The following is a 13,079-nucleotide window of genomic DNA, read 5'->3' on the forward strand; positions in this document are numbered from 1 at the left end:
GGGGCGGGCGGGGCCGGGGGCGGCGCCGCGGGCGGTGCCGGCGGCGGCGTGGTCGGAGGGCCCGAGGGCGGGGCCGGCGGGGCGGTCGGGGGCGACGGCGCCTCGGCGACGTACGGCGGGTGGTCCACGCGCGCGGCGCGCACCAGGCCGTCGGTGACCAGCAGGTCCGGGCCGCTCGACTCCCCCGCGCTCAGGGTGATCCGGCGCACCCGGGCGAAGCGGCGGTCCAGGAAGCTGGCGGCCTCGGCGCCGTCCAGGGTGGTGACCCCGTCCGGGCCGTGCACCTCGACGCGGACGTCGCCGCGCAGCAGCACCCGGGTGTCGCCGTCCTCGACGACGCCGGCGAGGGCGAAGGCGGACAGCGAGCGCAGGCCGCCGGCGAGCAGCGCGTCGAGGAGGTCCTCGAGGTCGGCGCCCTCGTCGGCCAGCTCCCAGAGCCGGGCCGCGCGGGCGCGCTGGTCCGGGGGCAGGAGCAGCGCGGTGCGCGGGCCCAGGACGGCGTACCAGTCCCCGGTGCGGTAGGAGCGCGGGCCGCTGTGCGGCGTCCGCCCGCCCTCCGGCTGCGAGTCGGTCATCGTCTGCCTCCCCATGCCTCTCAGTACCTCTCGGGCCTCTCGGAACATCTCGGCTCTCTCCGCCTCTCGGGCGTCTCCGGGCCCGGCCCGGCGAGGGACGGGCCGTCGTGGGTGTCTCGCGTGTGTCTCGGTCGATCCCACCACACGTCCCACCGGGGCATCCTCCCCGTCACCCAGCATCCCGCACCGCCGTCCCCACCGGCCTGTGGAGGGCCCGGTGCCTAGGCGCCCGCCGCCGTCGTGGGTGAGGGCCGGTCCTGTTCGCGGACCCCGCCACGCGGCGTACCGCCGGGCCGCTAGCGTGGGAACGATGTCCGGACGATCTCCGCTCCCCAGCGGTTTCCGCTCCCTCGCCGACCAGCTGCGCAGCTGGCCCGACGCGCGGCTCTCCCGCCTGCTCGCAGCCCGTCCCGACCTGGCCAGCCCGGTGCCGCACGACTCCAGCCAGCTGGCCTCGCGCGCCGCGGTGCGCTCCTCGCTGCTGCGCGCCCTGGACCAGCTCGACCTGCTCGAGCTCACCGTCCTCGACGCGCTGGTCGTGCTGGGCCACACCACCCCCGAGCGCCTCGCGGAGGTCGTGAACGCCGACGACGTCGCGGTCGCCGCCGCCCTGGCCCGGCTGGGCGACCTCGCGCTGGTCTGGGAGAGCCCCGCCGGGTTGCGTCCCCTGACCGGCGTCGCCGACGCGCTGGGCTCCGGGCCGGGGACCAGCGGCCTGCAGCCGTGCAGCGCCGAGCCGCCGTCCGCCGCGCAGGTGGACAAGCGGCTGGCCGAGCTGTCCGACCCCGCCCGCGCGCTGCTCGAGCACGTCGCCGAGCACGGCGGTGAGGCGACCACCGGCACCTCGCGGCACCTGGTCAGCCCCGCCGACGCCCGCACCCCCGCCGAGGAGCTGCTGGCCCGCCGGCTGCTGGTGCCCCGCGGCGGCGGGGTCGTCGTGCTCCCCGGCGAGGTCGGCCTGGCGCTGCGCGGGGGCCACACCACCCGCGAGGCCGTCGGCACGCCGCCCGCGCTGCTCACCAGCGAGCGGGCGGGCGAGCTGGTCGACCGGGCCGCGGCCGGCACCGCCTTCGAGGCGGTACGACGCGTGGAGCTGCTGCTCGACCACTGGAGCACCCACCCGCCCACGGCGCTGCGCACCGGCGGCCTCGGCGTGCGCGACCTGCGCGCCACCGCGCTGCTGCTCCACGTGGACGAGCCCACGGCCGCCCTCGTCGTCGAGGTCTCCTACGCCGCGGGGCTGCTCGCCACGGCCGCCGACGCCGACGGCAACCCCGCCTGGGTCCCGACCGACGCCTTCGACCTGTGGATCGCCACCTCTCCCGCCGAGCGGTGGGCGACGCTGGTCCGGGCCTGGCTGGGATCCTCGCGGCTGCCCGGCCTGGTCGGGCGGCGCGACAACGCCGGCAAGACCTGGAACGCGCTCGCCCCCGAGCTCAGCGGGACCCATGTGGTCGAGACCCGCCGGGCCGCGCTGGAGGAGCTCGCCGCGCTGCCGCGCGACCGGGTGCTCGCGACGGGCACCGGCGCGCCGTCGCTGGTGGCCCGGCTGGCCTGGCTGCGGCCGCGCCGACCCCGCACCCGCGCCGACCTGGTCGCCTGGACCCTCGAGGAGGCCGCGGCCCTCGGGGTCACCGCGCTCGGCGGCGTGCCCGGCCCGGCCCGGCTGCTGCTCGAGGGCAGGGACCCGGCCGCCACCCTGACCACGCTGATGCCCGAGCCGGTCGACCACGTGCTGCTCCAGGCCGACCTGACCGCGGTCGCCCCCGGCCCCCTGGAGTCGAGCCTCGCGCGACGCCTCTCGCTGGTGGCCGACGTGGAGTCGCGCGGCGGCGCCACGACGTACCGCTTCACGCCGGGGTCGGTACGCCGCGCGCTGGACACCGGCTGGGGCGCGGGCGAGCTGCACGAGTTCCTCGCCTCGGTCTCGCGCACCCCGGTGCCGCAGCCGCTGACCTACCTCGTCGACGACACCGCCCGGACCTTCGGGACCATCCGGGTCGGCCACGCGGAGGCGTTCCTGCGCGCCGACGACGAGACCGCGCTCGCCGAGCTGCTGCACCACCCCCGAGCCGCGTCGCTCGGACTGCGCCGCATCGCCCCGACGGTGCTCATCAGCGACACCCCGATCGACGTTCTCCTCCCCCGGCTGCGCGACCTCGGCGCCGCGCCGGTGGTCGAGGCCCCCGACGGCACGGTGCGGGTCTCGCGCCCGGACCTGCTGCGCGCCCGCACCCCCAAGGAGCACCGCCGCAGCGCCGGCGCGAGCGCGGCCCGAGCGACCGCCACCGTCGCCGCCGTCGTCACCGCGATCCGCTCCGGGGACCGCGCCGCCGACGCGCGCCCGACCGGCGCCGCGGCCGCCCCGCTGACCCCGAGCGGCTCGCTGGCGGCACTGCGCGAGGCGGTCGAGACCCGCTCCAGCGTGCTCATCGGCTACGTCGACAACCACGGCACCTCCACCGAGCGCGTCGTCGACCCGATCTCGGTGGAGGGCGGCCAGCTCACCGCCCACGACCACCGCTCCGACGACGTGCGGACCTTCGCGGTGCACCGCATCTCGGTGGTCCGCCCGATCGAGGACTAGCCGGCGACCGGGCCGCGCACCCGCCCGCTCCGTAGACTCGCCGGGTGAACGACGGCCCCCTCATCGTCCAGTCGGACAAGACCCTGCTGCTCGAGATCGACCACGAGCGTGCCGCGGACTGCCGCAAGGCGATCGCGCCGTTCGCCGAGCTCGAGCGCAGCCCCGAGCACATCCACACCTACCGGCTCACCCCGCTGGGGCTGTGGAACGCCCGCGCCGCCGGCCACGACGCCGAGCAGGTCGTGGACACGCTGCTCGCCTACAGCCGCTACGCCGTACCGCACGCGCTGCTCGTCGACGTCGCCGAGACGATGGCGCGCTACGGCCGGCTGCGCCTGGAGAAGCACCCCACCCACGGCCTGGTGCTCTCCAGCACCGACCGCCCGGTGCTCGAGGAGGTGCTGCGCGCCAAGAAGGTCAAGGGGATGCTCGGCGAGCGCCTCGACGACGACAGCGTGGTCGTGCACCCCTCCGAGCGCGGCAACCTCAAGCAGGCGCTGCTCAAGCTGGGCTGGCCGGCGGAGGACTTCGCCGGGTACGTCGACGGCGAGGCGCACGCGATCTCGCTCGTCGAGGACGGCTGGTCGCTGCGCGACTACCAGCGCGACGCCGCGGAGTCGTTCTGGCACGGCGGCTCGGGCGTCGTGGTGCTGCCCTGCGGCGCCGGGAAGACGATCGTCGGGGCCGCCGCGATGGCGCACGCCCAGGCGACCACGCTGATCCTGGTCACCAACACCGTCAGCGCGCGGCAGTGGAAGGACGAGCTGGTCAAGCGGACCTCGCTGACCGAGGACGAGATCGGCGAGTACTCCGGCGCCGTCAAGGAGATCCGGCCGGTCACGATCGCGACGTACCAGGTGCTGACGCTGCGCCGCAAGGGCAGCTACCCGCACCTCGACCTGCTCGACGCGCGCGACTGGGGCCTGATCGTGTACGACGAGGTGCACCTGCTGCCCGCGCCGATCTTCCGGATGACCGCCGACCTCCAGGCGCGCCGCCGGATCGGGCTGACCGCGACGCTGGTGCGCGAGGACGGCCGCGAGGGCGACGTGTTCTCCCTGATCGGGCCGAAGCGGTACGACGCGCCGTGGAAGGACATCGAGTCGCAGGGCTGGATCGCGCCCGCCGACTGCGTGGAGGTGCGGGTGACCCTGCCGAGCTCGGAGCGGCTGGTCTACGCCACCGCGGAGCCGGAGGAGCGCTACCGCCTCGCGTCCTGCACCGCGGAGAAGACCCGGGTGGTGCGCGACATCGTGGCCGCGCACCCCGACCAGCCGACGCTGGTGATCGGGCAGTACATCGACCAGCTCGACGAGCTCGCCGCCGAGCTCGACGCCCCGGTGATCAAGGGCGAGACCACGGTCAAGGAGCGCCAGCGGCTCTTCGACGCCTTCCGCTCCGGCGAGATCGGGCTGCTGGTCGTCAGCAAGGTCGCGAACTTCTCCATCGACCTGCCCTCCGCCGAGGTGGCGATCCAGGTGTCGGGCTCCTTCGGCTCGCGCCAGGAGGAGGCCCAGCGCCTCGGCCGGCTGCTGCGGCCCAAGAGCGACGGCAAGTCCGCGCACTTCTACACGATCGTCTCGCGCGACACCGTCGACGCGGAGTTCGCCCAGAACCGCCAGCGCTTCCTCGCCGAGCAGGGCTACGCCTACCGCATCCTCGACGCCGAGGACCTCCCCGCCTGACCCCTCCCCCGAGTCGGCCCGCGTGGTTGCGCGAGTCGGCCCGTGTGGTGCGGCGAGTCGGCCCGTGTGGCGCGGCGAGTCGGCCCGTGTGGCGCGGACGTCAGCGCGCAGGCGGCGTCGTCCGCCCCTTGTCGAACAGCTGGTCCAGGTCGGCGTCGACCTCGAGGATGTCGTTCTCCAGCCGGGGCGCGTCGTCGGGGCCGCCGACCGGCAGACAGCGCACGACCATGCCGGTCTGCACGTCCAGGGCGACGTCGTAGTGGTCGGGGTAGGTCCGGCCCCGCCAGCGCTCGGGCACCTCCTCGTCGTCCTCGAAGTCGGCGCGCAGCCCCGCCTCGCTGAAGAGCAGCTCGCAGCAGTTGCCGCCGCACCGCGGGTCGTAGCCCGGCAGCGCGCGCAGGTCGGCCCGCCACGCCGGCCGGTCCGCGACGACGTCGGTACGCAGCCGGTCCACCGCCACGTGGTGGCTCAGCTCGACCGGGTCGAGCATCGCGACCCAGCTGTAGTTGACGTACATCGGGTCGTCGTAGTCGAGGTAGAAGCGCTCGGGTCGCCGCTCGACCAGCCCGTCGGCACGCAACGGCGGGGCGATCTGGTGCGGGAGCACCGAGGTGTGCCCCGGCATCGGTTCCGGGCGCGGCGTCTCCTCCGCGGTGAAGACCGTCAGCGTGGCGCGGGTGTAGGGCAGCCCGCCCTCCCGGTGCCACTGGCCCTCGCTGTCGCGCACCAGCAGCTCGCCCGGGCGACGTACCCAGGCCTCGCACGCCCCCGCGAACGCCGAGCGGTGCGCCAGGTGCAGGGTGGTCCAGCGCCACGGCGAGCTGCGCGCCAGGGCGAGGAAGGCATCGACGTCGGGGGTCACCACGGCGACGCTAGACGCGGCACCGCCCGGGCCGCCACGGGTTTGCCCGCGGGTGTGGCGCGTGGCGGCGTACCGCCCGAGCACGACGTGCGCCGTAGGTCACGCACCGTCCGAGGACCGGCCCGGTCCGGTCCGGACCGCGGTGCAGTCCTACAGTGAGTAACCGTGAAGGTCCTGCTGCTGGAGAACATCCATCCCGTCGCCGTCGAGCAGCTCGAGGCCCGTGGCTTCGAGGTCGAGCTGCTGAGCCGTTCGCTCTCCGAGGACGAGCTCATCGCGGCCCTGCCGGGCGTGTCCATGCTCGGCATCCGCTCCAACACCAACGTCACCGCGAAGGTGCTGGAGTCTGCCCCGGAGCTGCTGGCGATCGGCTGCTTCTGCATCGGCACCAACCAGGTCGACCTGGCCGCGGCCGCCGCGCGCGGCGTGGCCGTGTTCAACGCGCCGTACTCCAACACGCGCAGTGTGGTCGAGCTCGTCATCGGCGAGATCATCGCCCTCGCGCGCCGCCTGCCCGAGAAGATCGAGCGGATGCACGCCGGGGTGTGGGACAAGTCGGCGAAGGGCAGCCACGAGGTGCGTGGGCGGGTGCTCGGCATCGTCGGCTACGGCAACATCGGCACCCAGCTCTCCACGGTCGCCGAGGCGCTCGGCATGCAGGTCGTCTTCTACGACACCTCCGACCGCCCGGCCCACGGCAACGCGCGCCGGATGGACAGCCTCGAGGACCTGCTCGCGATCGCCGACGTCGTGAGCCTGCACATCGACGGCCGCACCGGCAACGCCGGCCTCTTCGGCGCCCAGCAGTTCTCCCAGATGAAGCCGCGGGCGATGTTCATCAACGCCTCGCGCGGCATGGTCGTCGACGACCACGCGCTGCGCGACCACCTGGTCTCCGGGCATCTCGCCGGCGCCGCCCTCGACGTCTTCCCTGTCGAGCCCAAGGCCCAGGGCGACTCCTTCGAGTCCGTGCTGCGCGGCCTCGACAACGTCATCCTCACCCCGCACGTCGGCGGCTCCACCCAGGAGGCCCAGGAGGAGATCGGCCGCTTCGTCTCCGGCAAGCTCGCTGCCTTCGTCCTCGAGGGCAGCACCGGTCTGTCGGTCAACCTGCCGGCCGTCGCCGCCCCGCCGCTGGCCCCGGGCCACCACCGCCTGGGCTTCCTGCACCGCAACGTGCCGGGCGTCCTGGCCAAGCTCAACGACCTGCTGGCCGAGCAGGGCGACAACGTCGCCGGCCAGACCCTGGCCACCTCCGGCGAGATCGGGTACGTCGTGACCGACGTCGCCGCGCCGCCGTCGGCCGGCTCGCTCGAGCGTCTCGACAGCTCCGAGAACGCCATCTGGGTCCGCGCCTGGTCGGCCTGAGCCACCCGAACGACCGGCATCGGCCGCCGCGAGCACCGCTCGCGGCGGCCGGCGCCATTCCGGGTCGTGCCTCGAGCACCGGTCCGTACGCTGGGCGACATGGGTGTGCGGGACCAGCTCGGTCAGGCCATCTTCCAGCGCGTCGCCGGCTCGGACGGCGATGCCAACCGACAGCGCATCCACGGCCGCCCGGGTCCGCGGCTCTTCGAGCCCGGCTCGCCGATCACCGTCGTGCACGGTGACGCCTCGATGTTCGTCGGGGGCCTGCGTGCGCTGCTGCTGCAGACCCTCCACCCCGCCGCCATGCGCGGCGTCGCCGAGCACTCCGACTACCGCGTGGACACCTGGGGCCGCCTGGCGCGCACCAGCACCTTCCTGGCCACGACGACCTTCGGCCACGTCGAGGACGCCGAGGCCGCGGTCGCCCGGGTGCGCCGCATCCACGAGCGGGTGCGGGGCACGATGCCGGACGGCACGCCGTACGCCGCCTCGGACCCGCACCTGCTGGGGTGGGTGCACGCCGCGGAGGCCGACAGCTTCCTGCGCGCCCACGACGTGTACGGCAGCCACCGCCTCGACGCCGCGGGGCGCGACACCTACCTGGCCCAGCTGGCCGAGGTCGGACGCCGCCTGGGCGTGATCGACCCGCCCACCACCACCGAGCAGCTCGCGGCCACGCTGGCGTCCTACCGCCCCGAGCTGCGCGCCACCCCCGAGGCCCGCGAGGCCGTCTCCCACGTGCTCCTGCACCCGCCGCTGCCGCTCGCGGCCCGCCCGCCGTACGCCGTCCTGGCCGCGGCCTCGGTCGGGCTGATGCCGGCGTGGACCCGCCGGCCGCTGCGCCTGCCCTGGCTGCCGGTCACCGAGCGCACGGTCGTGCGTGCCCTCGGCACGCTGGCCACCGGCACCATCCGTTGGGCGATGCGGCCCCCGCCGGTGGACGACCCCGGAGATCTTGAGGAAAGCCTTCGTCAGGCTTGATCCGGGCCGTCGGACGGCGCCCCTAGGCTCCTCGCCATGGGGAACCTCCAGGCCCGCCGCGCCTCCGTCCTGCTGGCGCTCGTCGCGCTCGTCGCCGCCCTGATGATCGCGATCGCGACGCCCGCGCCGACCGCCGGCGCGGCGTCGAGCACCGGCACCGTGCGCGGCCAGATCACCGGTCCCCAGCAGACGGCGCCGCCGCTGAAGATGCTGTGGTTCACCCAGGACTGGCGCTACCTGGGGCAGAAGAAGGTGCGCTACGGGATCTACACGATCAATCTCGCGCCCGGGACCTATCACCTGCAGTTCGTGGACCAGCGGCCTTCCTACGACCTGACCAAGTACGCCCCCGGCGACGTGACCGTCACGGTCAGGGCCGGGCGCACGGTGCAGGCCAACGTGCACCTGGCCCGTGGCGCCGGCATCACCGGTGTCGCGCGCGGCGGCGGCAAGGTCCTGCCCGGCGCGAAGGTGGTCGCGGCCAACGCCGGCGAGCAGTCCTTCGAGACCAAGGCCAACGCCAAGGGCGAGTTCGCGATCGGGGGGCTGCCGGCCGGTCGCTACTCGGTCTTCACCTGGGACCGGCGAGGCACCTGGGTGGACAAGAGCGCCTGGGCCGGCGGGCTCAAGCGCGGCCAGGTCCGCAACGTGAGCCCGCGCCTGCGCACCCGAGGCGGCACCCTGCTGGTCGACCTGCGGTTCGGGCAGGCTGCCGGCGCCAAGGTCCGCCAGCGCGTCACGGTGACCGTGGTGAGCAAGGCCAGCGGGCAGTGGTGGAGCGCGCGCAGCCGCGGCGACGGCACCGTCACCTTCCACGGCCTGTACCCGGGCCGGTACCGGATGGTGGCTCCCGGCGTCGGCAGCTATCTGCCCCAGGACGGCCAGGTGCGCGGCGCCCGGGTCCGCCCCGGGCGCGCCGACCTGGCCAGCACCTTCGTGTGGACCAAGCGAGGGGCCTGGGTGAGCGGCACCGTCGTGGACGGCGCCGACGGGGCCTATCCGATGACCGGCGTGCAGGTGCTGCTGTTCGGCCGCGATGGCACCCGCCTGGGCGAGACCAGGACCAGCGGCTCCGGCCGGTTCAGCTTCAGCGGCCAGCTGACCACCCAGACCGGCCTCACCGTCGTCGCCCTGCCCCGCGAGGGCGACAACGGCTGGCAGCAGGGGGTCGAGTGGTGCATGTTCACCCGCGCCCAGCGTGGCCCGTTCGCGGTGACGACCGGGCGGGGAACCGAGCTCGGGCTGGTCGCCCTCCCCCGGTCCACCCACCGCGACCAGCCGGCACGGTGCCTGCCGACGCCGCCCGCGGCGCCAGAGCCGGAGCCGGAGCCGGAGCCGGAGCCGGTGCCCGCGCCCGACGGGGCGCCGGTCAGCTGACCCGCATGTCCGTCCCGCTCCAGAAGGCCCGCATCGAGGTGATGCGGCCCTGCTCGTCGAAGGTCATCACGTCGATCGGGGCGACCGTGTAGGTCTGCTCGCCGACGCGGGTCTCCACCTCGAAGTGGAACGCGGCCTCGTTGCCGCAGATGCGCGTCTCGATCAGCCGGGTCCGGGACTCGGCGCCGGTGAGGTTGCCGTAGAACTCGCGGATCTGCTCGCGGGTGGTCAGCGGCGTGCTGCCCACCGGGTCCTCGACGGTCGCGCCGTCGGCGTAGAGCCCGGCGATGTCGTCGGCCGCGCCCTTGCCGACGTGCTCGATGTACTGCTCCACGACCGCGCGGATCCGTTCCGGGGTGAGTGCCATCTCGTCTCCTGAAATCTGTAATACGTTCTGGTTTGCGTCACGGTAGCGGCTTGCTTAGATGGAGGCGTGGACCCCGCTGATCAATGGCCCCTGCCCGACGCCCCCGAGCTGCGCGACGCACTGCACGCGGCGTACGCCGACCCGAGTCGCGGCTACCACGACGTGCAGCACCTCACCGAGGTGCTGCGGCGGCTGAGCGAGCTCGCCCGGGCCGGCGTGGTCTACGACCCGGTGCCGGTGCTGCTGGCCGCGTGGTTCCACGACGCCGTCTACGACGGGGAGCGCGACGCGGAGGAGCGCTCCGCGGCGTGGGCCGAGGACGCCCTGGTGGGCCTGGTCGAGGACCAGGTCCGCGCCGAGGTCGCCCGCCTGGTGCGCCTGACTGAGACCCATGACCCGGCCGACGTCGACGCCAACGGTTGCGCGCTCTCCGACGCCGACCTGGCGATCCTCGCCGCCGGCGCGGAGCGGTACGCCGCGTACGCCGCGGCGGTCCGGGTGGAGTACGCCCACCTCGACGACGCCACCTTCCACGCCGGGCGCGCGCAGGTGCTGCAGGGTCTCGCGGCCAAGGAGCGGCTGTTCCGCACGCCGTACGCACGCGAGCGGTGGGAGTCCGCCGCCCGCGCCAACCTCGAGCAGGAACTGGCCGACCTCAGCACGCTGATCGACTGATCAGCGCCACGAGCGCCGAGTCGGCACGCCACAAGCCCCGACTCGCCGCGCCACAAGCCCCGACTCGCCGCGCCACAAGCCCCGACTCGCGGAGAGGCCCGGGTCAGGGGAGGCGGGGGCGGGGGGTCTTGCGGCGGCGCAGGCCGGCGGCGTTGAGGCGGGCCACGAGCTCGCGGGAGGAGACGGGGGTGGCGCCGGCGGCGAGGACGGCGTCGTACCAGTCCGAGGGGACGTCGTAGTGGTCGCGGTCGAAGCCGCGCTCGGGGAGGCCGAGGTCGCGGGCGAAGCGGTGCAGCTCCTCGAAGGAGGTGTCGCTGGCCAGGTGCGACCAGAACCGGCCGTGCCCGGGTACGTGCGGCGGGTCGAGCAGGATCATGGGATCCGCTCGGCGGCGTCGTCGAGGAGCAGGCGCCACGAGCGCACGTGGCCAGCGTCGACGTAGGAGCGGTACGTCGCCCCGGGCCGCGTCTGGCGCCCCAGGTGGAACTGCCGCACCCCGGCGCGCAGCAGCCACGGGACGTGCTCGGCGAGCAGCCCGCCGCCGGCGATGAGCAGCCGCGCGGCGTCCGGGTCGGCGCCCGCGGTCGCGAGCAGCTCGTCGACCCCGGACTCCATCCCACGCAGCGACCCGGCCGAGCGGACCCCGACGAGGCCGGGCAGCGCGGCGACGTCGTGCCAGGCCCGCCGCGGCTCCAAGGTGGCGTCGAAGCCGCGGTGGAAGGTCCACGGCACCCCGCGCAGCATCCGGGCCAGCTCCGCGCACACCTCGGTGTCGATGCCGAGGTCGGTGTCGAGGAACCCGAAGGAGACCCCGGCCGCCCCCGCGCCGAGGTAGTCGTGACCCAGCCCGGCCAAGCGGGTCAGCTCGCCGCCGGTGGTGGTCCACGAGGCGTTGAGGCGCAGCAGCGCGAAGACCGGCACCTCGCTGGCGCGGCACACCGCCGAGACCGTCGCCGGCTCCGGCGACGTGGGTCCGTCCTCCACGGCGCCGGCATGCCTGACCAGGTGCAGCCGGTCGGCGCCGCCGGCCACCGCGCCGGGCACGTCGCGCTCGTGCAGCACCGTCACCTCGAGCAGCGGCGGCACGGTGGTCATGAGCCGATGCTAGGACCCCAGGCCCTGCCGGCGCGCGGAGCGCGCCAGCGCGGCGAGGGCGCGTCGCACCACCAGCACCGCCTCGGGACCGACCTCCTGGGGCTCCTCCCACACCCGGTCCCAGGTCAGCGTCCCGCGGCGCACCCGGTCCCCCACCGTGCGCGGGACCAGCGGCGCCTGTGGCCCGGTCGCCTCGTGCAGGGCGGCCCGCAGCGCGGCGCGCACGACCGGGTCGCCGTGGCCCGCCCGGTCCAGGGCGCGGGCGCGGTCGTGGAGCAGCGCGCTGCGGGCGAGCACCCGCTCCACCGCCGCCTGGGCCGGCCCGCCGACCGGTGCTCCGCCGTTCACGGCGACATCAGTCCCGGCAGCCCGGCGAACAGGGCGAGCCGCTCGCGCTGCTCGCCCACCCACGCCGCGACGGTGTCGCGCAGGTCCAGCAGGGTGCGCACCAGGTCGACCACGAGCCGCACGTCGTCGACGATGTCGGTGACCGCGTCGAGGCCGCGCGTGACCAGCTCCGCGGCGAACGCCGCCCAGCCCAGCGGCCCGGACACCTTGGCGCTGAGCTTCGCGACCAGCCGGAAGAGCGCCTGGCCGAGGTCGACCAGCAGCCGCTCCACCTCCACGGCCAGCCGCTCGGCGAAGTCCGCCACCACCTCGAGCACCCCGGCGCCCGCGCCGACCAGCTCGGCGACCGCCCGCCCGGCCAGCCCGAAGGCGTTGACCCTCACGACGTACGCCGTCGCGGCCCGCCCGCCCCAGGCGGGGTCGACGCCGACGGAGAGCCGCAGCAGGTTGTCGGCCCACACGTGCAGGGCGGAGCGGACGTCGCCGCAGGCGTTGGCGTTCTGGCGGATCGCGGCGTAGTCGCCGGTCAGCGGCAGCACGACGAGCTCCTCGAGGCTCTCCTCGGGCAGCCGGGGCAGCCCGGCACCGGCCTTGTTGAGGGCGTCGATGCCGAGGTTCACGACGTCGCGCAGCTCCGAGAAGGTCGAGTCCCACGCGGTGAAGGTGGCGTCGTGCCGCAGCTCGCGCGAGCCCGGGTCCGGCGGCGCCAGGGTGAGGTCGACGAGCGTCGGGACGGCCATCTCAGGCCGGCCCGGGCAGGACGGCGTGCACCCGCGCCGCGTCGTCGGCGGCGAGCCGGTCGGAGCGCTCCAGCTCGGCGGTGCTCGCGACCACGGCGTCGCGCACGTCCTGCCACTGGGCGGCGTAGCGACTGCCCAGCTCCTCGAAAGCGGCCGCGACCTGGTCCATCGCCTCGCCCAGCGGCCGCAGCAGGCACACCGGGCTCGGCTCGAAACCGTCGCGGCGCGCCACCCAGGTGACCGCATGGTCGACGACCGCGGCGGCCTGCGCGGCGACCTCGTCCATCACCTCCGGCAGTCGTCTGAGGTCCAGCCACCGCTCCACGAACACGTCCCCGAGTGCCTCCATGCCGCGCCTCCTCGCCCCGCGGCCACCGCGTGCGGCCGACCCTCAAGGGCTGCCCGGGCGCGGGCGCCCT

Annotated in this window: 14 protein-coding genes; 6 read left to right on the forward strand and 8 right to left on the reverse strand. The window is 75.1% G+C overall.

Features of this window, described 5'->3' with window-relative positions:
- Positions 1–575 (reverse strand): hypothetical protein (locus HOQ23_RS18870; protein WP_216654441.1); only part of this gene is annotated, 575 nt, incomplete at its 3' end.
- 310 nt (positions 576–885) lie between these two features.
- Between HOQ23_RS18870 and HOQ23_RS18875 the strand changes: the two genes are divergently transcribed.
- Together HOQ23_RS18875 and HOQ23_RS18880 are read left to right on the forward strand one after the other, a co-directional pair.
- Positions 886–3,162 carry a helicase C-terminal domain-containing protein gene (locus HOQ23_RS18875; protein ID WP_172216863.1) on the forward strand — a complete coding sequence of 759 codons (2,277 nt, stop codon included), beginning with the start codon at positions 886–888 and terminating at the stop codon, positions 3,160–3,162.
- Positions 3,163–3,206: 44 nt separating this feature from the next.
- On the forward strand, positions 3,207–4,847 hold the full coding sequence (locus HOQ23_RS18880; protein WP_172216865.1) for a DNA repair helicase XPB: 1,641 nt from the start codon (positions 3,207–3,209) through the stop codon (positions 4,845–4,847).
- Positions 4,848–4,947: 100 nt separating this feature from the next.
- Here HOQ23_RS18880 and HOQ23_RS18885 read toward each other — a convergent pair whose 3' ends face one another.
- Positions 4,948–5,709, reverse strand: a complete 762-nt coding sequence (locus tag HOQ23_RS18885) for a hypothetical protein (protein ID WP_172216867.1) — start codon at positions 5,707–5,709, stop codon at positions 4,948–4,950.
- A 165-nt stretch (positions 5,710–5,874) separates the two neighbouring features.
- Between HOQ23_RS18885 and serA the strand changes: the two genes are divergently transcribed.
- The 3 genes from serA (at position 5,875) to HOQ23_RS18900 (ending at position 9,435) form a co-directional block, all read left to right on the forward strand.
- A complete protein-coding gene (serA, locus tag HOQ23_RS18890) occupies positions 5,875–7,077 on the forward strand; it encodes a phosphoglycerate dehydrogenase (protein ID WP_172216869.1) in 1,203 nt (400 codons plus the stop codon).
- 99 nt (positions 7,078–7,176) lie between these two features.
- Positions 7,177–8,058, forward strand: coding sequence for an oxygenase MpaB family protein (locus HOQ23_RS18895; protein ID WP_172216871.1), 882 nt, complete (start codon positions 7,177–7,179; stop codon positions 8,056–8,058).
- A gap of 36 nt (positions 8,059–8,094) precedes the next feature.
- A complete protein-coding gene (locus tag HOQ23_RS18900; protein ID WP_172216873.1) occupies positions 8,095–9,435 on the forward strand; it encodes a collagen binding domain-containing protein in 1,341 nt (446 codons plus the stop codon).
- On the opposite strand, the gene HOQ23_RS18905 is transcribed toward HOQ23_RS18900, so the two are convergent.
- Positions 9,428–9,802 (reverse strand): nuclear transport factor 2 family protein, encoded by a 375-nt coding sequence (locus tag HOQ23_RS18905; RefSeq protein ID WP_172216875.1) that lies wholly within the window; start codon positions 9,800–9,802, stop codon positions 9,428–9,430. The genes HOQ23_RS18900 and HOQ23_RS18905 overlap by 8 nt on opposite strands.
- Before the next feature lie 66 nt (positions 9,803–9,868).
- Here HOQ23_RS18905 and HOQ23_RS18910 point away from each other — a divergent pair, with 66 nt between their 5' ends.
- Positions 9,869–10,477: a hypothetical protein gene (locus HOQ23_RS18910; protein ID WP_172216877.1), complete on the forward strand. Its 609-nt coding sequence runs from the start codon at positions 9,869–9,871 to the stop codon at positions 10,475–10,477.
- A gap of 103 nt (positions 10,478–10,580) precedes the next feature.
- Here the strand turns inward: HOQ23_RS18910 and HOQ23_RS18915 are convergent, their stop codons facing one another.
- From HOQ23_RS18915 to HOQ23_RS18935, 5 genes are read right to left on the reverse strand one after another with little or no spacing between them, the layout of a single operon-like run.
- The gene (locus HOQ23_RS18915) at positions 10,581–10,853 is read right to left on the reverse strand and encodes a DUF4031 domain-containing protein (RefSeq protein ID WP_172216879.1); all 273 of its coding nucleotides are present in this window, start codon (positions 10,851–10,853) and stop codon (positions 10,581–10,583) included.
- Entirely contained in the window at positions 10,850–11,572 is a 723-nt protein-coding gene (locus HOQ23_RS18920) for a copper homeostasis protein CutC (RefSeq protein WP_172216881.1), read from the reverse strand. The genes HOQ23_RS18915 and HOQ23_RS18920 overlap by 4 nt, the downstream gene beginning before the upstream one ends.
- Before the next feature lie 9 nt (positions 11,573–11,581).
- Entirely contained in the window at positions 11,582–11,920 is a 339-nt protein-coding gene (locus HOQ23_RS18925) for a hypothetical protein (RefSeq protein WP_172216883.1), read from the reverse strand.
- Positions 11,917–12,660 (reverse strand): WXG100 family type VII secretion target, encoded by a 744-nt coding sequence (locus tag HOQ23_RS18930; protein ID WP_172216885.1) that lies wholly within the window; start codon positions 12,658–12,660, stop codon positions 11,917–11,919. Before HOQ23_RS18930 ends, HOQ23_RS18925 begins: the two co-directional genes overlap by 4 nt.
- A 1-nt stretch (position 12,661) precedes the next feature.
- Positions 12,662–13,009 (reverse strand): hypothetical protein, encoded by a 348-nt coding sequence (locus HOQ23_RS18935; protein ID WP_172216887.1) that lies wholly within the window; start codon positions 13,007–13,009, stop codon positions 12,662–12,664.
- Positions 13,010–13,079: the final 70 nt, after the last annotated feature.

It is taken from the genome of Nocardioides sp. zg-DK7169 (genome assembly GCF_013155365.1).
Taxonomy (GTDB): Bacteria; Actinomycetota; Actinomycetes; order Propionibacteriales; family Nocardioidaceae; genus Nocardioides.